Source organism: Protofrankia sp. Cas3 (genome assembly GCF_963555955.1).
Taxonomy (GTDB): Bacteria; Actinomycetota; Actinomycetes; order Frankiales; family Frankiaceae; genus Protofrankia.
Map to the genome: position 1 here is coordinate 17,890 of NZ_CAUVXP010000012.1, position 25,802 is coordinate 43,691.

Sequence of the window (25,802 nt, forward strand, 5' to 3'; positions counted from 1 at the left end):
GTCAGCGCACCTGGACGGGCAGCCTGGCCAGGCCGCGCAGCACCAGGTTCGGCTTGTAGGTCGGCCCGGTGGAGCCGGGCAGGAGCCGCCGCACCCGGCGGACGATCGCGGTGAGCAGAACCTCCATCTCCAACCTCGCCAGCGGTGCGCCGAGGCAGTAGTGGATGCCCAGACTGAACGTGAGGTGACGGGCGGTGCCGGCTTCGTCGGCGTAGCGGGCGAGGTCGAGCTCATCGGGTCGATCGAAGGCCCGCGGGTCCCGGTTGGCGGACCCGATGAGGAGCACGATGCCCTCACCCGGGGCAAAGGCCTGTCCGCCGAGCATGAGCCCGCGGCGGGCTACCCGGGTGGTCATGTGCACCGGTGAGTCGTGGCGCAGCAGCTCGTCCACGGCGGGCGCGGCGAGCTCCGGGCGGGCCCGCAGCAGAGCCAGCTGCCCGGGATGGCGCAGCAGGGCGAGCAACCCGTTGCCGACCAGGTTGACCGTGGTCTCGTGTCCGGCCACGAGCAGGGTCACGCAGGTCGCGAGCATCTCCTGCGCGGTGAGGACGTCGCCGCGTTCCTGTACCGCACCGAGCTCGCTGACCAGATCGGCGGCGGGCTCCGCACGCCTGCTGGCGATCAGGTGGGCGAAGTAGGCCAGCAGCTCGGCTGCGGCGTCGCTCCTGGCCGTCCGCTCCCGCTGGGTCAGCAGCAGATCGGGGTCGAACCCGCGGGCCAGCGCGGGTGCACACCGGTGGATGAGGTCGTGGTCGGCCGCGGGTACGCCCAGCAGTTCGCAGATGACCGTCAGCGGCAACGGATAGGCCAGCGACTCGACCGCGTCCACCTCGCCGGCGGCCAGCGCCGCGTCGAGCAGTCCGTCGACGATCTGGGCGATCCGCGGTCGCAGGTCCAGCACCCGCCTGGCGGTGAACGCCTTGCTGACCAGCCCGCGCAGCCGGGTGTGGTCGGGGGGATCCATCCACAGGAAGGACGCCGGCAGTTCGTGCTGGTCCACGTCCGGGTGGAAGAGCTCCGCCTCGCCGGCATGGCTCCATGCCGGCTCCGACAGCACGGCGGCGCACTCGGCGTACCGGGTCACCAGGTGTGGCCCGAGTGCGCTGCGGTACAGCGCTGTGGCCTCCCGTACCACGGCGTAGCGCGGATAGGGATCAGCGCGGTGTGCCGGGTCGAAGCCATCGAAGACCACGGTCGGTGGGTCGGCTACCGGCGGCCCGACTGTGGCTGGATTCATGGCGTGACCTTTCCGAGGTCCGGAGGCGATGACAGGTCGTCGGGATTTTCTCGCGAATTCGTCGTCGAAGATCCGCACGCTTCGCGGACCGCCTTCGGGAGCGAGGGAATGGTCGCGCAGTCGTGGCCGGAGCGGTTGGCCCCACCATAAATCGGCGATGAATTTCCCACCAACTCCGACGATGTCGGCCGGGGCTGGGCGGCTGCCATTCGAAATCAGAATGGATCAATCGAAAAATGGTCAATTCTCTTGAATTTGTGAGAGTCGCTGGAGCGGAGTCAGGCTGTCACGTCGCGGCGGGCGAGGCTGACCGCGCCGAGGACGGCGGCAATCAGGGCGTACCCGGTGCCGACCGCCAGGGCGGAACCGTACGAGGCGTCGACCACCCCGCCTCGTCCCACCGCGTCGAACACGAGACCGGGGAAGACCCCGGTTGCGCCGCTCCAGGCGTTCTGGACGATGTGCTCGACCGGGAACATCCAGGCGATGCCGATCGCGAGGGCGAGGGTGGTGGACCGCAGCAGGATGCCCAGCGTGGTCCCGACCAGCGCGAAGAACACCGTTCCCACCAGGGCGTTGAGGTAGTTGTCGGCAGCTTCGCGCAGCGCTGCGCCCGTCCACCACTGTGATGTGTCGATACCGCGTATCTGGCTCATGAGCAGTGCCGTGGCGACGCTCAGCATCAGTGCGACGAGCAGCGCGGCGGCAAGGGCCGAGAACATGGCGCCCAGCCGTCCACCGAGCCAGCCCAGACGGCGGGGTTCCCGCAGGAAGAGCGTGCGCAGGGTTCCCTGACCGTATTCGTTGGTCATACTTACGGTGAACACGACGAAGACCAGCAGTCCGATGAACGTCGTCCCGCCCACGAACCCCAGCGTCGGCCCGGCCGGGGCGGCGAGCTGGGCCAGCATGACCTGAAAGCCCGAGCCCCTCGCGGTGACGGTGAGGTCAGGGGTCGCATGCGCGAGCGCGTACGCGAGCACGGTCGCCAGCACGCTCAGCGCCCCGATCACTCCCATCGCCGCAAGAGTGCTCGGCCGGCGCAGTTTGATCATTTCGGCCCGGTAGGCGCGGGCCACCGTGGTGGTGATGTTCATCGTGTCTCCTCCCCAGCCTGGCTGTTCGTGGTGGTCTCGACGAGGCCCTGATAGCGCTCTTCAAGGCTCACCCGCTGCTGCGCGATCTCGACGAGGGTGATGCCGCGGGCGAGCGTCGCCCGGTTCAGCTCGGCCAGCAGAGACGTCCTCGCCGCCGCGTTCTGGTCGCTGTGCGTCGTGCTGTGCGTCGTGCCAGCCGCGACACCGTCCAGGTGCAGGGTGATGTGATCGTCGTCGCGCGTCACCCGCAGGCCGAAGCCGGCGACCAGATCGGCCAGCATGCCAAGCTGATCGGGCTGCTCCGGGCGCAACGTCACACGATGGCTTCCATCGGCCATCAGGCCGTCCGTCGGCCCCTGGTAGGCCAACCTGCCCCGCTCGACTACGATGATCCAGTCGCAGATCTGCTCGACCTCGGTGAGCAGATGGGATGAGATCAGCACGGTCCGGCGCGGATGGGCCGAGGGGTCCGCGCCGGAGCCGCGGGCGTCGCCGCCGAGCGAACGGACGAGATCCCGCATCTGGCGGATACCGGACGGATCGAGGCCGTTGGTCGGTTCGTCGAGAACGAGCAGCTCGGGATCGCAGAGCAGAGCGGCTGCGATCGCAAGGCGCTGCTTCATCCCCAGCGAGTAGGTGCGGAAGGCATCGCCGCCCCGGCCGGCCAGCCCGACCGTGTCCAGGACGTCCGGGACACGATCCGGATCCTGGCCCGCGAGGACGGCCAGCGACGCGAGGTTGCGTTCGCCGGACAGCGCCGGGTACAGCGCCGGACTTTCGATCAGGGCGCCGATCCTGGGCAGGTAGTCCGCTGGACGGGTGAGCGGATGCCCGAGAATCGTGCCGCTCCCAGCCGTTGGGCGGACGAGCCCGAGCAGCATCCGCAGGGTTGTCGTCTTGCCCGCTCCGTTCGGCCCGACGAAGCCGGCGACCACTCCGGTGGGAACGGTGATGTCGAGGCCGTCGACGACCGTTCGGCGGCCGAAGCGTTTGGTGAGCCCGCGCACGTCGATCGCCGGCGGGTGCGGCTTGGCGAGCGTCGGCGGCAAGATACCGGGATTCGCAGGCAGAGCGCCGGGATGGGCGCCGGGAGTGGCGCTGGAACCGTCGAGAGTCGTTGTCATGCCGTCCACGCTCGTCCGACCAGGCCTGTCGTGTCGTCCGCTCAGCGGGGTGACTTGGCCTACCCATCCGCGCGTATGTGGATGGGCCGGTTGCGTAGAGGCGGACCGCGGTGGACCGGAACCGTGGCGGCACCCGGGGCCGTGGTGACTCGGGGGCTGGCGCGCCGGGGACGCTGGTTCAGGTGTCGACCAGCCCGGCCTGGTTCGCCAGGACGGCAAGCTGTGCCCGGTCCCGGGCAGCGAGTTTGACCATGACCCGGCTTACATGGGTGCGGGCGGTGGCCGGGCTGATGACCAGGTGGGTGGCGATCTCCTCGTTCGACAGTCCACACCCGACCAGGCCCATCACTTCCCGTTCGCGAGTGGTGAGGCTGCTCAGGTCGGGTGCGGACGCGGGAGCGGGTCGGCGGGCGAAGGCATTGATCACCCGCCGGGTGACCGTCGGTGACAGCAAAGAATCACCGGCGGCCACCACCCGGATCGCCCGCAGCAGGTCGGCGGGTGGGGCGTCCTTGAGCACGAACCCCGAGGCCCCGCAGCGCAGCGCCTCGAACACGTACTCATCCAGCTCAAAGGTCGTGACCATGACGACCCGGGTGTGGGCGAGATCCGGGTCCTCGGTGATGGCGCGCAGCGCGGAAAGGCCATCGAGCACCGGCATCCGGATGTCGAGCAGGGCGACGTCGGGTCGGGCGCGCCGGACCAGGTCGAGCGCGGCCCGCCCGTCGTCGGCCTCCCCGACCAGCTCGAGGTCGTCCTCGGTCTCGATGAGTACCCGCAGGCCCAATCTGATCAGTGGCTGGTCGTCGGCGATCAGTACGCGGATCAGCTGCGCGCCGGTCATACCGTGACCCCGCTCAACGCGGTGGTCACCGTCGGCAGGACGGCCCGTACCTGCCAGCCGCCCCCGGGCCGCGGGCCGGCGCTGACCGAGCCACCGAGCTCGGCGGCGCGTTCCCGCAGGCCGGCAAGGCCGTGGCCGGATCGGCCGTGGCCGGATCGGTCGAGTGTGCCGCGGGGCGCGGGTTGCCCGGCGGATGCATCCAATGGCGCAGGCAGGTCCGACGGCTCGGGCGTGTCGGTGACGTCGACGGTGAGCTGACCGGCCGTCAGCCGCAGTTCTACGTGCACCCGGGACCGACCGGCGTGGCGGAGCACGTTCGTCAGCGATTCCTGGACAACCCGGAAGGCAGCCAGGTCGACCTCGGCCGGCAGCGCGGCAAGGTTGCCTTCGACAACGGTCTCGACCGGTAGGCCAACCAGGCGCACCTCGGTGAGCAGGCCGGGCAGGCGGCCCAGACCGGTGAGTGGCGTTCGCTCGGCGCGGGTGAGCGCGAGGGTGGCTCGCAGCTCTTCGAGCGCCTCGACGCTGGTGCGGCGAATCGCCTCCAGCGAGACCTGCGCCTGCTCGGGTCGGCGGTCGAGTACGTGCAGCGCCACCCCGGCCTGCAAGGAGATGACGGACAGACTGTGCCCGACGACGTCGTGCACCTCGCGGGCCATCCGCAGTCGTTCCTGGTCGATCCGGCGTCTGGTCGCCTCTTCGTCCGCCAGCGCCGCGGCCTGCCGGGCCTTGCGCAGCAGCGCGCCGATCAGAGCCGGAACGCCAGCCACAACCACGGTGGCGGTCAGGGTGAAGACATACGTCCAGCCGCCGTCGGCGTAACCCGACGCGACAGCGACAACGCTACCGGTGACCAGGAGGCTGGTTGCGACGCCGGCGGCGACAACCGACGCCCGTGGCTCCAGCCGCAGCCCGACCGTGTAGGCGGCCACCGCCACGGTCAGGAACACCGGGCCGTGCGGATAGCCGGCAGCCAGATATCCCCCGACCAGCAGGCTCTCCAGCATCAACATTGCCATCGGGGCGCGGCGGCGCACCATCAGCCCGGCCGCGGCAAGCGCGAGTAGGACGTAGCCGGCGGCATCGATCGATCGGTGCGGTGGCACCTGATCCTTCCCGGCCTTGGACGAGCCGGCGATGAGCACCGTCGCCGCGACGGCGGTCGGTAGGACATCGGCGTGCAGCCACCGGCCAATCGTGACCATCGGCTTACCGTCCATTCCGACAACGGTAGCCGCGCCCGGACCGCCCTGGCATCCGTCCGCGGGCGTAGGCACGGCTGCTCGTCTCGACGTACGGCAGGCACCTACTGCCAGCGCGGATGGCTGCGCTCACGTCACGACAGTCGTGATCTTTCCAGCGGATATCGGTGTTCTGGGTGTTGTGCACGTCCTATGTGGCGTGCCCCATTATGTCGCTGGTGGATCAGAGCGCGGAGTCGAGTGACGGAGGTGCCGGCACCGTCGGCATCGACCTTCCACGGCAATGGTTTGTCGGCTCCACGTCGGCCCCTGCCCGTACCCCCCGACAGGGCCAGGAGTCGTGCCGGGAGGTCGAGCGGTTACCAGCGGACGCCGATCAGCGACTGGGGGGCGTCGAGCGATCACCGACGGCGGCCGAGGACCTCTCGGCCGCCGTCGGTGAGGCACAACGCGGTGACGAGGATGCGTTTCGGATGATCTACCGGGCGGTCCAGCCCGGGCTGTTGCGCTACCTGCGCGCACTCGTCGGTGAGGACGCGGAGGATGTCGCATCCGAGGCGTGGTTGCAGATCGCCCGAGACCTGCCGTCCCTTCAGGGGGACATCGACGGGTTCCGCGGCTGGGCCGCGACGATCGCCCGCCACCGCGCCCTGGACCACCTGCGTCGGCAACGGCGCCGCCCTCAGCTCGGCGCACCGTTCGAACATATGGTCGATATGGCGGCCGATGACGACACCGCTGGACGTGCGCTCGAGGCGGTGTCCACCGATGCGGCGCTCAAGATGATCGCAGCTCTGCCGCGGGACCAGGCCGAGGCGGTACTGCTGCGTGTGGTCATGGGTCTGGACGCGAAGACCGCCGGGCGGGTGCTGGGCAAACGCGCAGGTGCCGTCCGCACCGCGGCGTACCGCGGGCTACGCCGCCTCGCCGAACAGGTCGGACAGCCCGGGGATGGCGTCGTGGACGGGACCGCTCAGGGCCACCCGCGACTCCCGTCACAATGATCTTATTTGGGTCTGGCGTCAGCAGGGGCTGCGACGCTGAAGGCCGCGACGCTGACGGATCCGACGCTGAAGGACATGAGATGAGCACACACCGACCCCGTCAGATTGGCCGGGACGACGCAGAGCGGATGCTGCGCGGCGGCACGGTCAATCGGCAGGCCGGTCCGGGTTCCCTCGCAGACCTGCTCGCGGCCGCGGCCGGTTCGGCTCGTGTCGGTGAGCTCGCTGGCGAGGAATCGGCTGTTGCCGCCTTCCGGGAGGCACGTCTGGCTCCCGCCACCCAGCCTCGGCGCGACTCGCCGATCAACATCGGCGTTGGGAAGCTCCTGACGGTCAAGGCCGTCACAGCGGTGGTCGCAGCCACTACTGTTGGTGGTTTTGCTGTTGTCGCCAGCACGGTTGTCCTGCCCTCGCCAGGGGGGAGTGACTCTCCTGCCGCGCAGCTGGCGACGTCCGCCTCCGCCTCCGTATTGGCTTGGGCTCATGAGGCGACGTCATCCGGCCATGGGCGCAACGCCAGTCCAGCCGTCTCGGCATCGCTGGTGGGGTTATGCCGCGCCTACACGGCCGGTGCAGCTGACAATCCCGGCACGGCCCTCGACACCCCGGCTTACAGCGCACTGGTCACCGCCGCCGGAGGTAAGGGGCAGGTCCCTACCTACTGTGCGGCAGCACTCGCCGACGATCGTGCCGCGGGGGAGAGCGCGAACCCGACCGGCACAGTGACACCAACCGCGGAACCCGAGAGCCAGTCAGCTGGCCACGGCAAGGGACACGCAACCAAAGGAACCGATAAGAAGACAAAAGGCCAGGCTGACGACTCCGAAGGAAGCCAGCCCGCGTCGGGGCAGGCCACGGTCACCGTGGCTCCGGGCACGACCCTGGAAGCTTCGGCCACGACGACAGCGAACGGCGACTAGGGCGTGTCTGATGGATGTTGGTCGATGCGGGCGATGATCCAGAAGGCGCACGGTCGCATCAGGCTGACGTGAGCCACCGTCGGCCGTGGGTGGGTGGCGCAGCGGTGAGGCCTCGCCCGGGGGACGGTGACCGGGCAAGGCCCCGACATCCGGCCGGTGGGGTACGGCCACCGGCCGGATGCGGTAGGGCCAGGCCCCGACTCTCTCAGCGCCGCAGGCCTCGCCGCTGTCACACCCGCCGGGTGGGAGCGTCAGCTGCATCGCGGGCGGATGGAGGACTGACGACGCCTGCGATGGACCGCCTTATGCTGTGTAACATGCCGAATCTCAACGTGTCTGTGCGGACCGCGACGCTGGCGGAGGCCCGCGCCCAGGCCGCCGCCGCGGGGCTCACTTTGTCGGCCTGGGTGGACAAGACCCTGACGGAGTCCATCTGGACCACTCGGTTTGTTCGGCAGCAGGAGCGCAACGTTGCTCTCGGCATGACACCGGCGTATCTGGACGGCGAGTACGCCCGCCTGGAGGAGCTGCGCCAGCGTGCAACAGGGTGAGGTGTGGGCGCGGGCCGACGCACCGGTCTACGTACTGATCGTGTCGGCTGACATGTACAACAGTGCCGGCACCGGGCGAGTGGTCACCTGCCCCGTCATTCCGGGCGATCCCCTGCCTCACGACGACTACGCCGCCGATGCGGGGATCACCGATCCGATCCCCGGCACGGTGCTACCCGAGCTGATCGCGTGGATCCCGACAGCTGGCCTGTCTCACCGGCTCGGGCCCATTCCGGCAGAGGCGTGGCAGCGCGTCGACCAGATCCTCCGCCGCATCCTCGGGCATTGAGCCTCCACGCGGCCGCACCTCCACGCGGCCGCACCTCCACGCGGCCGCACCGCCACGCGGCCGCACCGCCACGCGGCCGCACCGCCACGCGGCCGCACCGCCACGCGGCCGCACCTCCACGCGGCCGCCTCGATCATCCCGCAGCTGGTAGGAGCGCTTTCCGGCTGGTGATGGCGGCGGGGCGCGGGAGTTCACCGGAGGGGAGTCGGGTTGAGCCGTCCGCCGCCGGGCGGTGAAACGCCGGTCGAGGGTGACGTTGGACCGCGGCCCGCGATGGCAGACTCCCCGGGGGGCAGGACGCGGAATCACAAGCGTCCGAGGACGGGTGCCGCAAGCTGGGCGGTCGCATCCTCGTTTGTGCGGAAATCCGCTCTGCACGCCCGGACCCGGCGGTCGGTGTCACGACAGCCGAAAGGGGGAAATTTGTGGGCAACGCTCGGTCTGGGCGTATTGAGCGGTTCCTCGATATCCTTGCCGGTTTCGTCGCACGCCGAAGGCTGTTGTTCATCGGAGTCTGGCTCGTGCTCTTCATTGTCGCCGTGCCGCTCGCCGCGACGCAGACCAGCCGCCTCTCCGGCAGCGGCTGGGACGTTCCCGGCAGCTCGGCCGCACTGGCGATGGAGAGACTGAAGGAGTTTCCCGGCCGGGAGGGCGAACCACTCGCCGTATTTGTCCAGGGCACGAACAACGCCGCTGTCGACGACCGGCTGGAAGAGGTTGCCACCGAGCTCCGGCGCTATCCAAGGCTGCTTTCGGGTGGTCCGGTCCAGCGCTTTGACGGTGGACGCGCCGCACTCGTTCCCCTGCGCGCGGTCGAACAGGAGAGAATCTTCGACTTCGCGGCCGAGCTCCGCCGGGCACTGGTCGCCGATCGCGCGGGCGTGTCGACGCGGGTGGTCGGCGAGGCGGCGATGTGGTCGAATTTCCAGGAGGTCTCCAGGAAGCAGGCTGTCCGGGCTGAGACGGTCAGCTTCCCGCTGATGCTTCTCATTCTTCTTGCCGCGTTCGGGACGCTGCTGGCCGCGCTGACCCCGATAGCGCTGGGCCTGGTCGCTGTTGCCGTGACCGGAGCGGCGATCTATTTTCTCGCGGGCTCGTTCGAGATCTCGATCTACGTGACCAACATCGCGTCGATGGTCGGGATCGGGGTTGCCGTCGACTACTGCCTGTTCGTGGTTGCCAGCTACCGGGCCCGACTGCGTGCCGGGTGCGATGGCGGTGAGGCACTGCGCGGCGCGTTCGCGAGCGCCGGCACGGCGGTCGTCTACTCGGGTGCGACCGTCATCGTGTCGCTGGCCAGCCTCCTGTTCGTCAACGTCAACGCGATCCGTTCCATGGCGGCTGGGGCGATCATCGTCGTCGGTGTCGCGGTCCTGGCCACAGCCACCCTGCTGCCCGCGCTGCTCGCCCTGGCCGGACCCCGGATCGAACGGCTACGCATCCGTTTCCCGCAATGCATCCGGCGACGACACGTCCAGCGACGACACGTGCAGCGACGACTGACCGATGGTGACGGCGGATTCTGGGTGGGCTGGGCCGGGATGGTCATGCGTCGGCCCGTCGCCTTCCTCGCTGCCGGCGTCGCGGTCCTGCTCCTTGCGGCAAGCCCGCTGTTGAGCATCCACACCCGCAACGGTGCCCTGGACCAGCTTCCTCCCGACGCGGAAGTCCGGCTGGCCACCGGCCAGCTCACGGCGCTGGCCGGACCGGGCGCGCTGGGAATGATGGAACTCGTCGTCTCAGGCAAGGAGGCGGCTGACCGGATCGCCGCGGATGTCGGCCGATTGGACGGGGTCGCCGCCGTTGCGCCGCCGGTCGCTTTCGCCGGGCACTATCTCGTCGAGGTCACCCCCGCCGCCGACCCCGAATCGGACCAGGCCCGCGCCCTGCTCGCCACGGTGACGGCCCTCAGCGGAAAGGACGCGGACATCGGTGGTACCACCTCGTTCGAAGTCGCAATGGACCGAGCCATCTTCGGGGATCTCTGGAAGATTGTTCTTTTCATTCTGGTTTTCTCCTATCTGGTCCTGATTTTCCTCTTCCGTAGCGTGCTGCTGCCCCTCAAAGCCGTCATGATGAATATTCTCTCGGTTGGCGTGGCCTATGGGGTCCTCGTCGCGATATTCCAGTGGGGTTGGCTCGACTGGCTCGGTTTCTCCTCGCCCGGGTATATCGACTCGATCGTGCCCGTCCTGCTTCTGGCGATTGTATTCGGCCTGTCGATGGACTACGAGGTGTTTCTCCTGACCCGCATCCGCGAGCGGTATCTTGCCGGCGCGGACAATGCCACCGCCGTCGGGCAGGGTCTGGCTGCCAGCGCTCGGACGATCACGGTTGCCGCACTTATCATGGTCACCGTTTTCGGTTCATTCGCCTTTGCCGGGGGTACCTCACCCAGAGAACTCGGCGTGGGCCTGGCCACCGCTATCCTGGTCGACGCGACCATCGTCCGGCTTGTCGTCGTCCCGGCGATGATGAAGCTTCTCGGCGACTGGAACTGGTGGTTCCCGACGCGGTGGACGCCGGCCGCCGGACGCCGCATCCGTGCCGACGAGCCGGCCTCCCGCGTGGCGTGAAGAGGCCGCCTGAGCCGTTTGAGCCACGATCGGAAAGCAGGCTGAGCCGCGCGTCGCATGGGCGTCTCGACCGACGCTCGGTATAACCTGAAGCACCTGCCACCTCGGCCCGCGGATAGTGATCATTGATGGCGGTGTCATGCGCGCCTGGCTTTCGCAGTGATCGCTGTGAGGATTGTGGGCGTGCTCGCCGGTCTGGCGGTCGTCATCGCCACCGTGCTGTCGGCGGTACGTACGACCGTGCTGCCCCGCGGGGTCCCCTCCCGGCTCAGCCGGTTCGTCTTCGTGCTGGTGCGGTGGGCGTTCCGGCTCCGGGTGGGCCGTGCCCCGACGTATGACTTACGTGACCGGGTGTATGCCAACTACGGTCCGTTCGTCCTGCTGCTCCTGTTGCAGTCCTGGCTGTTGCTGGTCTACGGGGGTTTCGTCCTCGCCCAGTGGGCCGCGGAGCCGGCCCGGGGCCTCGGCGACGCGTTCAGAATGTCAGGATCGTCCCTGTTCACGCTGGGATTCGACGCACCCCAGGGGATGCTGTCGATCGGGCTCGCCTTCGTCGAAGCCTCGATCGGCCTTCTTCTGGTCACCTTGTTGATCTCTTTCCTGCCGGCGATCTACGGCTCCTTCAGCCGGCGGGAGGCCATGGTCGCCAAGCTCGAGGTCCGGGCCGGGAGCCCTCCCACGGGTTTCGAGCTACTCACCCGTGCATGGCGCCTTGAGCGGTTCGACCGGCTGACCGCGACCTGGGGTGAGATGGAGATGTGGTTCGTCGACATCGAGGAGACCCATACATCGTTTTCGGTACTGGTGTTCTTCCGATCACCTCAGCCCGACCATTCCTGGATCACCGCAGCCGGCGCCGTCCTCGACTCCGCGGCCTTCCTCACCGCGGTCCTGGACGTCCCGCGGGACGTCGAAGCCGAGCTGTGTATCCGGTCGGGGTACCTGGCGCTACGGCGCATCGCGGACTTTTTCATGATCTCCTACTCGCCCGATCCGCGGCCGGAAGACCCGATCAGCATTGCCCGGGACGAGTGGGACGCGGTCGTCGACGGCTTCGCCGACACCGGCCTGCCCGTCCGGGCGGACCGGGACCAGGCATGGCGGGACTGGGCCGGTTGGCGGGTCAACTACGACCGTCCGCTGATCGCCCTTGGCATGCTTGCGCAGGCGCCGTACGCTCCCTGGTCCACCGACCGATCGCTGATCGACTTCAGGTTACCGCCGCTGATCATGCGCAAACCGCCCCGGTGACCCGGTGGCCCGGAGGCCCGGAGGCCCGGAGGCCGCAGTCCCCCGAGCGCTAACGAGGAAGCAGCAGCAGTTTTCCGGTCGTGCGTCTGGAGGCGAGGTCGTCATGCGCTCGGGCAGCGCCGTCGAGTGGATAGGTGCCGCCGATGCGGACCTCAAGCTGGCCCCGCGCGATCCAGCTGAAAAGATCATTAGCTCGGCTCAGCAGCTCATCACGGCTGGCGATGTAGTGGACAAGCGTCGGGCGGGTGACGAACAACGACCCGCCGCCGGCGAGGCGCTGCAGCTCGAGCGGAGGAACCGGCCCACTGGCCGCGCCGTAGAGGACCATGTAGCCGCGTGGACGAAGGGCGGACAGGCTCTCGTCGAAGGTCGCCCGGCCGACGCCGTCGTACACGACAGCCGCGCCGACGCCGTCGGTGACCTCTCGTACCACGGTGGCGAAGTCCTCGTAGTCGGTGACGTGGTCCGCTCCGGCGTGGCGGGCGAGCTCGGCCTTGTCAGCCGTTGAGGTGGTGGCGACGGCGATCCCACCACGCATCTTGACCATCTGGGTGAGCAGCAGACCCACCCCGCCGGCCGCCGCGTGCACGACCACGGGGTCGCCGGCCGCGACCGGGTAGGTGCTGTTGGCCAGATAGTGGGCGGTCATGCCCTGCAACATGACGGCTGCGGCCAGCCGCGGCGCGACCCCGTCCGGGATGGGGACGGCCCGGTCGGCGGGGATGGCGACCTGCTCGGCGTAGCTGCCCGGCACGCCCGTCCACGCGACCATGTCGCCCTCGGTGAAATCGGTGACGCCCGGCCCGACAGTCGCCACGGTGCCCGCGCCCTCGGCGCCGGGAACGTAGGGTAGATCCCCGACGTAGTGCGGGTTGCCCTGTCGCTGGTAGATGTCCATGAAGTTGACGCCGGCCGCCTCGACGTCGACGACCAGCTGGCCGGGACCGGCGTGCGGGGCGTCCCGGTCGCTCACCTCAAGTACAGCCGGTCCGCCGTGCTTTCTGACAACGACTGCGCGCATGCGTACATCCTCACGGCTGCCGCTGAAAACCGCCTGTCCGGATCGCGTTCCCAGGCCGGCGACGGTTCCAGGGTGCGGTCAACCCGCGAGGTCGCCACCAACGGCGTGGGGGTGCACTCTGGCGGCGGCGTCGCGCCCGGCCAGATACCCGAAGACGATGGCCGGGCCGAGCGTGCCGCCGGCACCGCCGTATGTCATACCCATGGCGGACGCCATGGCGTTGCCCGCCGCGTACAGACCGGGAATGATCCGGCCGTCGACGTCGAGGACCCGGGCGTCGGGATCCGTCCGCGGTCCGCCCTTGGTCCCGAGCGTGCCGCTGTGGACCTGCACGGCGTAGAAGGGCGCCGTGTCCAGCGGGCCGATCGTTGCCGCGGCGCTGTCCCCGAAGGCCGGATCACCCCACCACCGGTCGAAGACGCTGTCGCCCCGGCCGAAGTCGGGGTCGGCGCTGTGGCCGGCGTGCTCGTTCCAGCGGGAGACGGTCGCCGCCAGCGTTTCGGTGGGAACGCCAATGGCGTCGGCGAGCCCGGTGACGGTCGACGCCTGGATGATCCAGGCGGGCGTGGATGCGGGCGGGCGGTGCCCGGCGAGACCGTAACGGGTGAGGTAGTGGTGGTCGAAAACCATCCAGGCGGGGTGGTTGACGTACTCGAAGGTGGAGACGTCGAGTACGTGGAAGGCCGCTCCGAACGCGTTGTAGTTCGCCGCCTCGTTGGTGAAGCGTCGCCCGCCGCGGTTGACCATGATGCAGTGCGGTCTGGACCGCTCGCCGTTGACCTGCCAGGGCACGATGCCGGCCACCGGATGCACGACGTCGATCGTCGGCACCCACCAGGCTTCCCGCATGTTGTTCAGGTCCGCGCCGATGCGCATGGCCATCCGCAGGCCGTCACCGGTGTTGGTCGGGACGGACACGGCGCGGTCGAGCGGGCCGCGGATGAACGCGCGCACCAGCTTCGGATCATGCTCGAAGCCGCCGGTGGCGAGAACGACTCCGCCTCGCGCTCCGACCTCGAAGGGGCCGGTGGCCGCCTCGAACCGTGCGCCGACCACCCGACCTGCCTCGACGACCAGCGCCTGCGCCCGGCTCTCGGTCCGCGGCTCGATGCCGCGGTCCAGGCAGCCACGCAGCAGGGCGCCGACCAGCCCCTGGCCGGCGCCGCGCTCGTCGTGGACCCGCCGGCGGGCCATCTCCTGCGTCGCAACACCGCCCGGTGCGCCACGGCCCAGCGAGGTCTCGCTCATCATGATGTTGCCGCTCAGCTGGTAACCCACGCTCACCCGGTCAGCCCACGGGCCGAGTTGATCGAAGGGAAACAGTGGGCACTCCATCGAGCGTCCGCCCCCGGGCTTCGCGCCGGGATGCTGCGGGTGGTAGTCGGGGAAGTCCTTGATAATCGTGAATGAGGCTGGCGTCCTTTCCTCCAGCCACGAGATCACCTTGGGCCCGGTATCGACGTATGCGGCCGCGAGCGCGGGATCGACCAGCCCGTGCGAGAGCGACTCCAGGTAGGTCAGTGCCTCCTGCCGGCTGTCGGTCAGGCCGAGGGCGCCCAGGTGGGGATTGCCGGGTATCCAGACCATCCCCCCGGACCAGGCCGACGTCCCGCCGACCTGCGAGGCCTTTTCGAACAGGCCCACGCTCGCCCCGCCGTCATGCGCGGCCAGCGCGGCGGTCAACCCGGCGGCACCCGTACCGAGCACGACGACGTCGAAGACCTCCATGTCCGTGTCCCTTTCTGAGGTTTCGCGGCACCGCACCGCACAGTGGTGGGGTAGCGGGCGAGCCTATATATGACGCTTGTCATATGACAGTTGTTGTATATCCAAGTAGTATCGGTGTCAATGCCCCGATACATTGATCATGATCTGCGTCGTGACCAGGTCGCGGCGATCGCCGCCGACCTGGTGGCCAGCCGCGGCGTGGACGCGCTCACGTTCCGTCAGGTGGCTGATGCCGCCGGCTGTAGCACAGCGATCGTCAGTCACTACTTCACCGACAAGCGGGACCTGCTGCTGTCCACCTATCGGACGGCTTCGGCCCGGTCGCTCGCCCGCTTCCTCGCGGTCACGGGCACCGACGGGCAGCCGATGCAGGCCTGTCTCGAAACGCTGCTTCCCCTCGACGACGACCGCCGCAAGGACTGGCGGCTGTGGTTCGCCTTCTGGGGGATCGCAGCCTTCGACCCGGAACTTGCCGCTGAGCAGCGCGAGCGCGTGCGGACCGCGCGTGCCCGCATCGGGCGTGTCCTTGACGACGAGATGGGCTGCAAGACGGGCGACGACAACGGTCTCGACCCGGACGAGAGCCAGCACACGGCCTCTCGTCTGCTGCTGCTCGTGCACGGGATCGGCACCCAGGCGTTGTTCGACCCGGATCACTGGACCCCTGACAGGCAGCGCAGGGCCATCCGCGACGAGCTCACCATGATTGGACGCTTGCGCCGCGGCTGACCCGCGGGCGAGGGAACACTCGCGGATGTCGTTTGTCGACCCATTGGGAGTGCGCTAGAATTCTGTACATGACGACTGTGCCGCTCGCCGACGCCCGGACCCGCCTATCCGAGATCGTGACCGATGCGCAGACCACTCATGAACGCTATGAGATCACCCGCAACGGGCGTCCCGCGGCTGTCCTGGTCGCCGCGGACGACTATGAAGCCATGCATGAGACCATCGCGGTCCTTGCGGACAGCGAACTCATGGCGTCGGTGCGGGAAGGGCTCGCGCAGGTGCGCGCCGGCGACTATCTCGATGAGGAGGGCCTGGCAGACTATCTGCGTCGTGCCGGCCGCGCTGGGTGACTGCGGACCGTTACCGGCTACGAATCGCGCGGGCAGCCGCGCGCGCCCTCGCGGAAACCCTGCCCGAGAAAGTCGCCGTAGCCGCCTACGAATTCATCACCGGCGTGCTGCTCGATACCCCGTACCGGGTCGGAAAGATGCTCGACCCGCCGCTGGCACCACTTCGGTCAGCTCGAAGAGGCGCGTATCGGATTATTTATCTCATCGATGAAGCCAGTCACACCGTCGAAGTCACCGCGGTCCGCCATCGTAGTGACGCGTACCACACCTGAACGATGCCGGCCGATGGAGCCGACGCTTTGAAAACGCATCCGCTTGATTTGGTCAATTGACGCCCAATTATGTGGACCGATCGATCTGGGGTTGACACGATTACCGAGGGTCGGCGGAGGGGCCGCCTGGGTAGCCGCGGCTGGGTGGTCGCGGGTTGCTTGGGAGGAAGAGTCGGCCGGGTGTTGTAGTCATGTTGCGCAGAACGCTTGACATGCTACTGATTGCTATGGCCCCGACGAAGATCGGAAGACGGTATGTCCATTACGACGCACCACGCTCATCGTCGGAAGAGGCCGGTATACCTGCCGGTGCTCCTGTTCGCGTTGCTGTTCGTGGCGCTGGGGTGCCGACCCCTGTCAACCCAGGTAGCCGGGCCACCGACTCCCTCGCCGACCGCCGCGGCCGCGGTCGGGCCGGGCGGAGCGACCACCGGCACCCGGCCACCGACGCCGCCGTCCGTGCCCGGGAGCACGACCGCCACCCCGTCCACCACTGCTGGTGTCCCTGTTCCGACGGCCAGCGCCAAGCCTGTGCCGCCGGTACCGACAGGCGGTTCGACGACGGTGGTCGCCGGTGTGCGTGGCCGGGTACAGGTACGGAACAACACTGTGGTGACCGACCAGGGGACCCTGCTGCGGGCGGGCACCCTGTGGTACCTGAACTACTCGTCCGGCGCCTCGCAAGTCCTGTGGGCCCGTGAAGCTGCCACCGGCGACGCGTTCTGGACGACCCTGAAGGCCAACAATCTCAACGCCGTGCGGGTCGCAGTCTCCTTCAACGAGGCGGCCGAGTCGCCGACGATGGCCCAGATCACCGCCTACCTGGACAAAATCATCGCGAAGGCCGACGCCCACGGAATGTACGTCATGATCGACTATCATTCCGCTCTGGCGGCCGACGCCAACGAGCAGTACACGATCGAAAGGTTGCGTACATTCTGGAGCACAATCGCGCCACGCTATGCGAATCGGACGAACGTGCTCTACGAGTTGTACAACGAGCCGGTCACCTGGCGTCCTGCGGACTACACGGCGCAGAACATCGCCGACCAGAAGGAGATCTACCGGCTGATCCGGTCGAAGGCTCCGGACACCCACACAGTCATCCTGTCGTTCGCCGTGCCGGCCAACTACGGGGCCGACTCACCGCCGACCATGCTCAGCATCGCCAGCCAGTTTGACGGGGTCGTCGACTGGTCGAAGACGTCGGTCGGCTTCCACGCATACTGGGAGACCAGCTCGCAGCCGTGGGTCAAGCTGAAGGCCTCCTACCCGGTCATCTGCACCGAGTTCATGGGGCCTGCGGGAGTTGTGGCGGAGGCGACGTCCTTCGACGGTTCCCGCTGGACGGCCGAGGTGTTCGAGCGGCAGGGCATCTCGTGGGTCGGCTGGAACATCACCGACACCGAGAACGACATCAGTACCATCCTGCCCGACCTCCGGAAGGACGCCACGAGCAAGAGCTACTGGTGGAAGGCCGACCAGGGGGCATAACAATCTGAGCGAACACCGTGACGGGGTGACCGTTGCGGCGTGATCTCTCCCGGCTGGAGTCCTCTGGTCATCGGGGACGCCAGCCGGGTTTGACGAAGGTTGACTCAGGCCGATACCGATACCGACCGCAATGAGGTCATGACGGTCCCGGCACCAGCTGTCGCACCACGGGTCAGCTCGCCGGTGACCGCGGCCAACCGGCCCGCCGCGTCCGTGAACCTGATTGTGCAGGTCAACGTGCGGGTGCCGGCACGCCAGCTGTCGGCGGCAATCGTGAGCCAGCCGACCTGCATGGTCGAGGTCCGCGCAAAAGCCCGCCCCAGGAACTGGGTGGCCACCGCATCGCAGCGGGTGCCGACGAGATCGGCGAAGGTGGTATCCGACGGGGGCTCGCCGTTCGAGGTGTTGGGCAGGGTGGCTGTTCCGGTAGCTTCCGCCTGGTGCGGCGCGCTGCACGGAACCTCACCCTTGTTCTCGGTCTCGGTCAGTTCCAGGCACGTTCCGGCGGGATAGACCCATGCCTGGTCCGCGCCCTCGACCAGCCCGGTGAAGACGGCCAGCCGTCCAGGGCCGGAGCCCTTAGCAGCGGCGATCAGTCCGCAGACCAGGTTCCGGTCGTCCGTGTCCCAACCCGATCGGGTGGGCCGTATCGGGCCGTTTGCGAACCGGCCGTATGGGTCGAACGGGTAACCGAGGAAACCCCGCACGATTGGCCCGCAGTGGCGATCGGAAATCTCATCCCACTGTGCGTCGGTCGGATAGGCGCTACCGGGGGGATATTCACCGTCGATGCTCGTCTTCTTGATCGCCTCGAACAGGTGCGGCGACGCGCAGGACACCTCGTCCACCTTCGGGTAGGCGATGTCCTGATTCCAGGTGTAGCAGTGCCCGCGGGAATAGGACTGCCTGTCGAGTGCGACCGTGCCTGAACTCGGGCCTGCGGTTGGTGACCCGGCCAGCGATTGCCCGGTCGAGGTAGCGCTGGATGAGGTGGCGTTGGCTTCGGTGGATGGCCAGCCCCCCTCGCGGAACGCGACATAGCCGCCCGCGAGCAGCAGGACGAAAACGATCACAACTGCGACAAGCCAGCGGCGCCGGAGCGGATTCGCCCGGCGAAATCCAGACCGATTATACGGTGACCGCGCCTGCCCTGGCCCGGTCGCGGCCCCGTACCGGGCGACCGCCTCGCGGGTCCGGGCGGGCGCCTCGTAGGTCGTCGCTCCAGCGACGAAGTCGGCGTCGAGGACCAGCCCGGCGAACGGGTCGTCGTCCTTCGCGTCCCTCGGCTTGTCGTCCTTGGACACGGTCGTCGGCCTCCCCGAACTACCCAACAGTCATGGTCGTGTTATGAGCGAGTGTCACCGACTGCCGGTGGATCGTGGTGCCCCCGTAGAGGTCGTCCTCGACGGCGCTCGACCAGGCCTGTCGGCTACCCGGTGCGCACATCCGACTCCGGACTCTACACGCACGATGCATCGTGAATTGGCGGAACCACTGCTATCTCGGGCATCATCCGGGCCCGATGTCGTCTACCGGGTGACCGTCGCGGCTGCCGGCTGTGATGTCTGGTAGCCCTGTCGGTTCGCCGGTACGCCGACTCTGCAATCGGCGTGGGTCGGCCGCCGGTAGGGTTGTCGGACGGCTCGCGACCCGGTGCAGGTCGCTGGGCACTCAGGTCAAGGGCAACGCAAGTCATCCGTGCCGACGGAATCGATGACCGACGGCCGGGGGGATGGGAGACGGTGGCAGTGGCGGACGAACGAAACGTACTCGGCGGAAAACTGGAGGCCTGTGGTAGCGACCCCGTGACAGGTTTCTTCCGCAACGGCTGCTGCAGCACTGGTCCTGAAGATCTTGGTAGTCACACTGTATGTGCGGTTGTGACAACCGAGTTCCTGCAGCACCAGCGACAGGTCGGGAATGATCTCACAACACCTCGGCCAGAATACCATTTTCCTGGCCTGCGCCCGGGGGACAGATGGTGTGTGGTTGCGTCCCGGTGGTTGCAGGCCTATGAAGCCGGCGCTGCGGCGCCCGTTGTCCTGGCCGCCACGCACTCCCGAGCCCTGGACATCGTCCCGCTCGAGGCGCTCCGGAAACATGCAGTGGACGTGCCCGCCGACCCTGGCTCGCTCGGCTGACTGTTCGTTCCCGGCGTCGGCGTGACGCCGTCGCGTATACGACAGCTATTCCCAGCCGGCAGTGTTACGGTTCTGATGCGCTCCGTTTCCACCAAGATTCAAAACAGCTTCCAATAGGCTCCGTCGCGCGGAGAGATTGTGGGGGTCTGATGCCGCTGTCGGATTATGGTGTTGTTGCCGGTCGGGTCGCTGACCGGAGACGGGAAGGCGGGAAAAACACCCCGCACTACCAGATCCACGTCCGTGGCGGCGGCGTGGACTTCCGGGTGGCGGTCAACGTCCTTTCGGCGCTGCCCCCGTCAGAGCTGTTGTACGTGGCCGACGAGGATTTCCGGCATCCGATGCTGGCCGAGCTGGATGCGGTGGCGGACGGGTTCACCGCGGTACCGAGCAAGCCGGGTGGTGCGGCGCTCGACTTCATCCGCGGGAATCTGTTCGACCGACTGACGATGCGTACCCTTCCGCCGGATCTCGCCGGCCCGGACAACGATCTTGCCGACAAGCTCGACCACTATGTGCTGCGGGCGAGCCGTGACCCGGACAGCAGGCTCTACGCCTTCGGTCAGCGATGGGGTCCGGAAGAGGGGAAACCGGACAAGGTGTTCGGGTTCTCCCCAGGTGACGGCATCCACGACATCCATATGAATCAGGGCAACAGCGGCCGGTTCACCAGCGATGACGGGGTGTGGCAGGACGGTGCAATCCTCATCCATTTTCCCGCTGCAGAACAGTGGGTCGCAGTTTTCCTTGCATTCCAGTCCCAGGCATGGCACACCGACGACACCACCGGTCATACCCTCGCGCGGATCACCCCACCCCCGCCCGGGCGGCCCACGTCCGGTGCACCCGATCATTTGCTCCGCATCGTCGCCGCATTGGTCAACCCCGTCGGCCCGGCGCCCGAAGCTGAAACAGTCACCGTCCTTAATACCGGGGTGGCGCCGGTAGATCTCGCCGGATGGTCGATCGCGGACCGGGACGGCCACCGTTTCGCCGTCGTCGACGGCGTGTTGTCGGCCGGGGAAACCCGCCGGATACCGCTCGCGCCACCGGCGGCGCTCGGTAACCGCGGTGGCATCATCAGTCTCCTCGACCGCGACGGCCTGAAAGTCGACGGTGTCTCCTATACCGCCGCGGATGTAGCCGAGGAGGGACGTACCGTCGTCTTCTGAGAAACAGTCGTCTGCTGAGAAAGGTGCCCCCGGCTAACCGGGGGCACCGCACCGCACCGCAGCCGGCGCCGCGTGTCTTTCGGGCGTATTCAGAAATTGACGAATCAGGGGTTACCGGACAGCTCGCGATCGGGCAGTTCACCCTCGGACAGTTCATATCGGGGTCGTTCACAATCGGGCAGCTCAGCCGACTGCTCGACCTCCAGCAGGGACGCGCTGTGCCGTTCCGCCTCGAATGCCGCCCGGCCGCCGCGTACCCCGAACAGGCGCTTGGTGGAAACCAGGTATATGACGGCTGCCAGGTTGATGACAAGAGCCCCGACTCGCAACACGGTGATTCGGTCGGTCAGTTCGTAGACTTCCAAGGGGAGGAAGATCGAGGTGGCGACGACGGCGAAGTACTCCCCCCACCGTTGCAGCAGCCACAGTCCCACGCCCTCGACGATCTGGATGACCGCATAACCGAACAGCAGGGCGGCTACCAGCAACAGGGTGCTCGGTTTGGTGTGAATGAGGTGCCGTAGGTGTGCAATCGTCGGGCTGTTGTCCAGGTCCAGGTGCAGGACCGAGGCGAGTGGCTTCGCGGCCGGGATCGCCTTGTCGAACAGCTCCTGGATGTCAGCCTCGGATCGGCGAAACCGCAGCACGGCGTAGCCGACCAGGATCAGCAGTATCGCGCGCACGATGCGTTCCACCGCCAGCAGCCGCAGCACCGTCGCGTCGCGCAGTGCCCGGCCGCGCAGCAGGACCGGCGCGTCCTGTGCCGGTCCGGACGCAACCGGATCACCGAGGACGAAGTCGCCGCAGCGCAGGCACCGCCAAGCCAGCCCGACCGGGGTCTGAGCTCTCAGCCGGTCGGCGAAAGCCGGTTCATCCGGGCGGTAGGTGGTATGGCCCTTACGGGCGCAGGTCCGCAGATTCCACTCCACGACCGCACATCGTAGATGTCGGCGGCCTGCCAGGCATAGGTCCAGTGAAGCGGGCCTGCCGTCGGATTTCCGTCAGCTCGGCAGTTGAATGATCGACGGTGTGGTGACGAGCGGCGGAAGATCGACTTTAGGGCACTCGGTGGACGTGTAGGTGGACGTGTTGGTGGAGGTACCGGCGGACCGTAATGTCAGTGGGGTCGCTAGCATCCGGAAGCCATGGAGGGCGCACTGTGATTGAGGTCGAAGGACTGACAAAACGCTACGGGAAAAAGACGGCGGTCGACGGCCTGAGCTTCACCGTCGGGCCGGGGGTGGTGACGGGTTTCCTGGGGCCGAACGGTTCCGGCAAATCGACGACCATGCGAATGATTATCGGCCTGGATGAGCCCACCAGTGGCAGGGTCATGGTCAATGGCCGTCGCTACCGTGATTTTCCCGCTCCGCTGGGTGAGGTCGGGGCGCTGTTGGAGGCCCGATCGGTCCATACCGGCCGGTCGGCCGCCAACCATCTGCTGGCGCTCGCGCACACGCACGGGATCTCTCGACGCCGGGTCGACGAGGTGATCGACCTGGTCGGTCTGCGGGAGGTCGCCCGCAAACGGGCGGGTGGCTTCTCCCTCGGGATGGGTCAGCGGCTGGGGATCGCGTCCGCCCTGCTGGGCGACCCCTCGACCGTGATCCTGGACGAGCCGGTGAACGGCCTGGACCCGGAGGGCATCCGGTGGATCCGCAATCTGCTCAAGGGGCTGGCGGCCGAGGGTAGGACGGTGTTCGTCTCCTCGCACCTGATGAGCGAGATGGCGCTGACCGCCGAGCACCTCATCGTGATCGGCCGTGGTCGGTTGATCGCGGACACCTCCGTTGCGGACTTCATCCACAGCGCGTCGGCCAACACCGTGAAGGTCCGTTCGCCGCAGGCGTCCGGCCTGCGCGATCTGCTCGTGAGCGCGGACGTGACGGTCGAGACCAGCGCGTCGGACACCTTGGTGGTCACCGGTCTCACCAGCGATCAGGTCGGGCGGACGGCGGCGGAGAACGGCATCGTGCTGTACGAGCTGACGCCGCAGCAGGCGTCACTGGAGGAAGCCTTCATGGATCTCACCCGGGACAGCGTCGAATATCATGCTGACGTCCCCACCGCGCAGTCCGCGATGGGAACCCCGTCATGACCGCGGTGACCGACGCCGGCACGGGCGGCAGCGGCCCGCAGGCGCAGACAGGCATGCAGGCGCAGAGCGAACCGGCGGTTCGGGTGACCCAGCTGCGGGTCATCCGCTCGGAGTGGACGAAGCTGCACTCGCTTCGGTCAACCCGATACTCGCTGCTTGCCGCGCTGGCGGTCACAATCGGGCTCGGCATCCTTATCTCATGGGGGAGCGCCAGCCATTGGGACGAGGAGAATCCGGGCGAGCGTCTTTTCTTCGATCCCACCTTGACGAGCCTCAGCGGCATCTTCCTCGCCCAGCTCGCTGTCGGGGTGCTCGGCGTCCTGATCGTCAGTGGCGAGTACTCCACCGGCATGATCCGCGCGACGATGGCCGCGGTACCCAGGCGGCTGCCCGTACTTTGGGCCAAGGCAGTGGTTTTCGCCGTGGTCACCTTTGTGCTGATGACTGTCGCGTCGTTCGTGGCGTTCGCCGGCGGCCAGGCGATGATGGCGTCCAAACACATCTCCACAACGCTGTCGCACCCGGGTGTCCTCACCGCGGTGATCGGCGGTGGCCTGTACCTGACGGTCGTCGGTGTGCTGGGTGTCGCCCTCGGTGCGCTGCTACGTAGCACCGCCGGTGGGATTGCGACCCTGTTCGCGCTGCTCCTGATACTTCCGATCATCGTGCACTTCCTGCCGTCGGACTGGCAGGACCACATCAACAGGTACCTGCCGAGCAACGCCGGACAGTCGATCCTCAATGTGGTGCACGATTCCTCCGCGTTGTCACCGTGGACCGGGCTCGCGCTGTTCTGCGGGTATGCCCTGCTGGCTCTTGCCGGTGCCGCCGTCCTGCTGCAGCGGCGGGACGCCTGAATGACGTCCCGGTGACCACCGCTCACGCAGGTGGTCACCGGCCTTCGCTCTGTGTTGGCCCCGCGGACAGCTAGGGCGATCAGGATGCGCACAGGCGCGGCCGGGAGGACGTGCCGACGTGTCAACGGGGAGGAATCAGCATGAGCGAGGAACCTTCTGTGGCCCGATCGCAGCCGGCGTTGGGGCGCCGTGCGCTCCTGCGCGCAGCCGGGGTGGCGGGCCTCACCGCCGCCGCCGTGCCGTTGCTGGAACGTCCGGGCGTTGCGGCCGAGTTGGTACGCCAACCGACGGTCGCGGGCGCGCCGTCCCCGGAGCAGCTGCATGTCCAGTTCGGCACGGATGCGGCCAGCCAGATCACGGTGTCGTGGGCGACGCCGGAGCGGGTGAGCCAACCGCGGTTGCGCCTCGGGCGGCACGGTTCGGGCTTCGGGACGAGTGTCGATGCGCAGGAGCGCGTCTATGTCGAGGCACTGACCGGGCAGACGGTCTGGACCTACCACGCCGAGCTGGACCGGTTGGCGTCCGACACCGACTTCACCTACGCGGTGCACCACCGTGGCGCCCCGCCGGTGGAAGGTACGTTCCGCACCGCGCCGCGCGGACGTAAGCGGTTCCGCTTCACCAGCTTCGGCGACCAGGCCGTACCGGCGGCGGTCGGACAGGGCCTCGGCCCGTGGTCGGCGAACTCCGGTTACATCGTGGACGCGGTCGAGGCACTCGACCCGCTGTTCCACCTCGTCAACGGCGACCTGTGCTATGCCAACGTCAGCGACGACCCGGTGGGGACCTGGCGCAGCTTCTTCAACAACAACATGCGTTCCGCCCGCAACCGTCCGTGGATGCCATGCGCGGGCAACCACGAGAACGAGGTCGGCAACGGCCCGCAGGGCTACCTCGCCTACCAGACCCGGTTCGCCCTTCCGTGCAATGACTCGAAGGTCCCCGACTTCGCCGGCAACTGGTATGCCTTCACCGTCGGATCGGTTCGGGTCATTTCGATCAACAATGACGACGTGTGCCTTCAGGACGGCGGTTTCAGCGGTTACCGCCGCGACCACGTCCCGACGTATGCCAGCGCCGGCTCCAACCCGTACATCCACGGCTACAGCCAGGGCGAGCAGCGGGCCTGGCTCGAACGGACGCTGGCGGCGGCGCGGCACGACCGTGATATCGACTGGATCGTGGTGTTCATGCACCAGGTCGCGATGTCCTCCGCCCACTTCAACGGAGCGGACCTCGGCATCCGGCAGGAATTCGTGCCGTTGTTCGACAAGTACGGCGTCGACCTGGTGCTCGGCGGTCACGAGCACCATTTCGAACGGACCTTCCCCGTGCGCGGAATCCTGCCCGGCAGTTCGCTGCTCACGCCGGCACCGCAGGCCGACGACGCCACGGTCATCGACACGACCCGCGGTACCGTACACATGATCATTGGTGGCGGCGGGCATCCCGCCTTCACTCCGCCTGCCGCTTTCGACGCACCCCACGACGGCGTCGTGATCTACGATGTCGCGGCCGGTAGCCCGACGACGCAGCACCGGGCCCTGACCACGACCGAACCCGCGCCGTGGTCGGCCTACCGCGACCTTGCCACCCCGTACGGCTTCGCCTCGTTCGACGTCGAGCCCAACGCGCCCGGCGGAAAGACGACGATCACCGTCAGTCACTTCGGTGCCGCGGCGGGTTCGTCCAGCTACACCGAACTCGACCGTTTCACCCTCGTACGTCCGCGCAACCACCGGCACGGGATGGACGGTTAGCACCGGCCAAAGGGCGTGCGATGGTGGTTGGTCGCACGCCCGGAGGCCCATGTGAGGCTGGCCTGGCCAAAGGGCGTGCGATGGT

General features: G+C 67.9%; 24 protein-coding genes. 15 read left to right on the forward strand and 9 right to left on the reverse strand.

Features of this window, described 5'->3' with window-relative positions; translation table 11 throughout:
- Position 1: 1 nt before the first annotated feature.
- The 5 genes from U9983_RS04210 to U9983_RS04230 form a co-directional block, all read right to left on the reverse strand.
- Positions 2-1,237: a cytochrome P450 gene (locus U9983_RS04210; protein WP_322752754.1), complete on the reverse strand. Its 1,236-nt coding sequence runs from the start codon at positions 1,235-1,237 to the stop codon at positions 2-4.
- A gap of 278 nt (positions 1,238-1,515) precedes the next feature.
- On the reverse strand, positions 1,516-2,334 hold the full coding sequence (locus U9983_RS04215; protein ID WP_322752755.1) for an ABC transporter: 819 nt from the start codon (positions 2,332-2,334) through the stop codon (positions 1,516-1,518).
- A complete protein-coding gene (locus U9983_RS04220) occupies positions 2,331-3,458 on the reverse strand; it encodes an ABC transporter ATP-binding protein (protein ID WP_322752756.1) in 1,128 nt (375 codons plus the stop codon). The genes U9983_RS04215 and U9983_RS04220 overlap by 4 nt, the downstream gene beginning before the upstream one ends.
- A 178-nt stretch (positions 3,459-3,636) precedes the next feature.
- Positions 3,637-4,287: a response regulator transcription factor gene (locus tag U9983_RS04225; RefSeq protein ID WP_322752785.1), complete on the reverse strand. Its 651-nt coding sequence runs from the start codon at positions 4,285-4,287 to the stop codon at positions 3,637-3,639.
- Positions 4,288-4,298: 11 nt separating this feature from the next.
- On the reverse strand, positions 4,299-5,579 hold the full coding sequence (locus U9983_RS04230) for a sensor histidine kinase (protein WP_322752757.1): 1,281 nt from the start codon (positions 5,577-5,579) through the stop codon (positions 4,299-4,301).
- Positions 5,580-5,977: 398 nt separating this feature from the next.
- Here U9983_RS04230 and U9983_RS04235 point away from each other — a divergent pair, with 398 nt between their 5' ends.
- The 6 genes from U9983_RS04235 (at position 5,978) to U9983_RS04260 (ending at position 12,095) form a co-directional block, all read left to right on the forward strand.
- On the forward strand, positions 5,978-6,508 hold the full coding sequence (locus U9983_RS04235) for an RNA polymerase sigma factor (protein ID WP_416210488.1): 531 nt from the start codon (positions 5,978-5,980) through the stop codon (positions 6,506-6,508).
- An 80-nt stretch (positions 6,509-6,588) separates the two neighbouring features.
- A complete protein-coding gene (locus U9983_RS04240) occupies positions 6,589-7,428 on the forward strand; it encodes a hypothetical protein (RefSeq protein ID WP_322752758.1) in 840 nt (279 codons plus the stop codon).
- A gap of 317 nt (positions 7,429-7,745) precedes the next feature.
- A complete protein-coding gene (locus U9983_RS04245) occupies positions 7,746-7,979 on the forward strand; it encodes a hypothetical protein (protein WP_322748345.1) in 234 nt (77 codons plus the stop codon).
- Positions 7,966-8,268, forward strand: a complete 303-nt coding sequence (locus U9983_RS04250) for a type II toxin-antitoxin system PemK/MazF family toxin (protein WP_322748346.1) — start codon at positions 7,966-7,968, stop codon at positions 8,266-8,268. The genes U9983_RS04245 and U9983_RS04250 overlap by 14 nt, the downstream gene beginning before the upstream one ends.
- A 425-nt stretch (positions 8,269-8,693) precedes the next feature.
- Positions 8,694-10,844, forward strand: coding sequence for an MMPL family transporter (locus U9983_RS04255; protein WP_322752759.1), 2,151 nt, complete (start codon positions 8,694-8,696; stop codon positions 10,842-10,844).
- Positions 10,845-11,027: 183 nt separating this feature from the next.
- Positions 11,028-12,095: a hypothetical protein gene (locus U9983_RS04260; protein WP_322752760.1), complete on the forward strand. Its 1,068-nt coding sequence runs from the start codon at positions 11,028-11,030 to the stop codon at positions 12,093-12,095.
- Positions 12,096-12,144: 49 nt separating this feature from the next.
- On the opposite strand, the gene U9983_RS04265 is transcribed toward U9983_RS04260, so the two are convergent.
- Together U9983_RS04265 and U9983_RS04270 are read right to left on the reverse strand one after the other, a co-directional pair.
- The gene (locus U9983_RS04265) at positions 12,145-13,116 is read right to left on the reverse strand and encodes a quinone oxidoreductase (RefSeq protein ID WP_322752761.1); all 972 of its coding nucleotides are present in this window, start codon (positions 13,114-13,116) and stop codon (positions 12,145-12,147) included.
- Positions 13,117-13,194: 78 nt separating this feature from the next.
- Positions 13,195-14,844 carry an FAD-dependent oxidoreductase gene (locus U9983_RS04270; protein ID WP_322752762.1) on the reverse strand — a complete coding sequence of 550 codons (1,650 nt, stop codon included), beginning with the start codon at positions 14,842-14,844 and terminating at the stop codon, positions 13,195-13,197.
- A gap of 120 nt (positions 14,845-14,964) precedes the next feature.
- Between U9983_RS04270 and U9983_RS04275 the strand changes: the two genes are divergently transcribed.
- The 4 genes from U9983_RS04275 to U9983_RS04290 all read left to right on the forward strand — a co-directional run bounded on the left by U9983_RS04275 (position 14,965) and on the right by U9983_RS04290 (position 17,689).
- Positions 14,965-15,573: a TetR/AcrR family transcriptional regulator gene (locus U9983_RS04275; RefSeq protein ID WP_322752787.1), complete on the forward strand. Its 609-nt coding sequence runs from the start codon at positions 14,965-14,967 to the stop codon at positions 15,571-15,573.
- A 68-nt stretch (positions 15,574-15,641) separates the two neighbouring features.
- Positions 15,642-15,923 carry a type II toxin-antitoxin system Phd/YefM family antitoxin gene (locus tag U9983_RS04280; protein WP_322752763.1) on the forward strand — a complete coding sequence of 94 codons (282 nt, stop codon included), beginning with the start codon at positions 15,642-15,644 and terminating at the stop codon, positions 15,921-15,923.
- Positions 15,920-16,195: a type II toxin-antitoxin system RelE/ParE family toxin gene (locus U9983_RS04285; protein WP_322752764.1), complete on the forward strand. Its 276-nt coding sequence runs from the start codon at positions 15,920-15,922 to the stop codon at positions 16,193-16,195. Before U9983_RS04280 ends, U9983_RS04285 begins: the two co-directional genes overlap by 4 nt.
- Positions 16,196-16,450: 255 nt before the next feature.
- Positions 16,451-17,689 (forward strand): glycoside hydrolase family 5 protein, encoded by a 1,239-nt coding sequence (locus U9983_RS04290; RefSeq protein ID WP_322752765.1) that lies wholly within the window; start codon positions 16,451-16,453, stop codon positions 17,687-17,689.
- Between the two features lie 104 nt (positions 17,690-17,793).
- Here the strand turns inward: U9983_RS04290 and U9983_RS04295 are convergent, their stop codons facing one another.
- Positions 17,794-18,993: a septum formation family protein gene (locus U9983_RS04295; protein WP_322752766.1), complete on the reverse strand. Its 1,200-nt coding sequence runs from the start codon at positions 18,991-18,993 to the stop codon at positions 17,794-17,796.
- A 444-nt stretch (positions 18,994-19,437) separates the two neighbouring features.
- On the opposite strand from U9983_RS04295, the gene U9983_RS04300 reads away from it, so the two are divergent.
- Both U9983_RS04300 and U9983_RS04305 read left to right on the forward strand, forming a co-directional pair.
- Positions 19,438-19,830 carry a DUF2237 domain-containing protein gene (locus U9983_RS04300; RefSeq protein ID WP_322748362.1) on the forward strand — a complete coding sequence of 131 codons (393 nt, stop codon included), beginning with the start codon at positions 19,438-19,440 and terminating at the stop codon, positions 19,828-19,830.
- A gap of 149 nt (positions 19,831-19,979) precedes the next feature.
- Entirely contained in the window at positions 19,980-21,002 is a 1,023-nt protein-coding gene (locus tag U9983_RS04305; RefSeq protein ID WP_322752767.1) for a DUF2278 family protein, read from the forward strand.
- Positions 21,003-21,106: 104 nt separating this feature from the next.
- Here U9983_RS04305 and U9983_RS04310 read toward each other — a convergent pair whose 3' ends face one another.
- Positions 21,107-21,931, reverse strand: coding sequence for a DUF2127 domain-containing protein (locus U9983_RS04310; RefSeq protein ID WP_322752768.1), 825 nt, complete (start codon positions 21,929-21,931; stop codon positions 21,107-21,109).
- 230 nt (positions 21,932-22,161) lie between these two features.
- Here U9983_RS04310 and U9983_RS04315 point away from each other — a divergent pair, with 230 nt between their 5' ends.
- From U9983_RS04315 to U9983_RS04325, 3 genes are all read left to right on the forward strand, one after another.
- Entirely contained in the window at positions 22,162-23,100 is a 939-nt protein-coding gene (locus U9983_RS04315) for an ABC transporter ATP-binding protein (RefSeq protein WP_322752769.1), read from the forward strand.
- Complete coding sequence (locus U9983_RS04320; protein ID WP_322752770.1) at positions 23,097-23,957, forward strand: ABC transporter permease subunit; 861 nt, start codon at positions 23,097-23,099, stop codon at positions 23,955-23,957. The genes U9983_RS04315 and U9983_RS04320 overlap by 4 nt, the downstream gene beginning before the upstream one ends.
- 140 nt (positions 23,958-24,097) lie before the next feature.
- Entirely contained in the window at positions 24,098-25,717 is a 1,620-nt protein-coding gene (locus tag U9983_RS04325; RefSeq protein ID WP_322752771.1) for a metallophosphoesterase family protein, read from the forward strand.
- Positions 25,718-25,802: the final 85 nt, after the last annotated feature.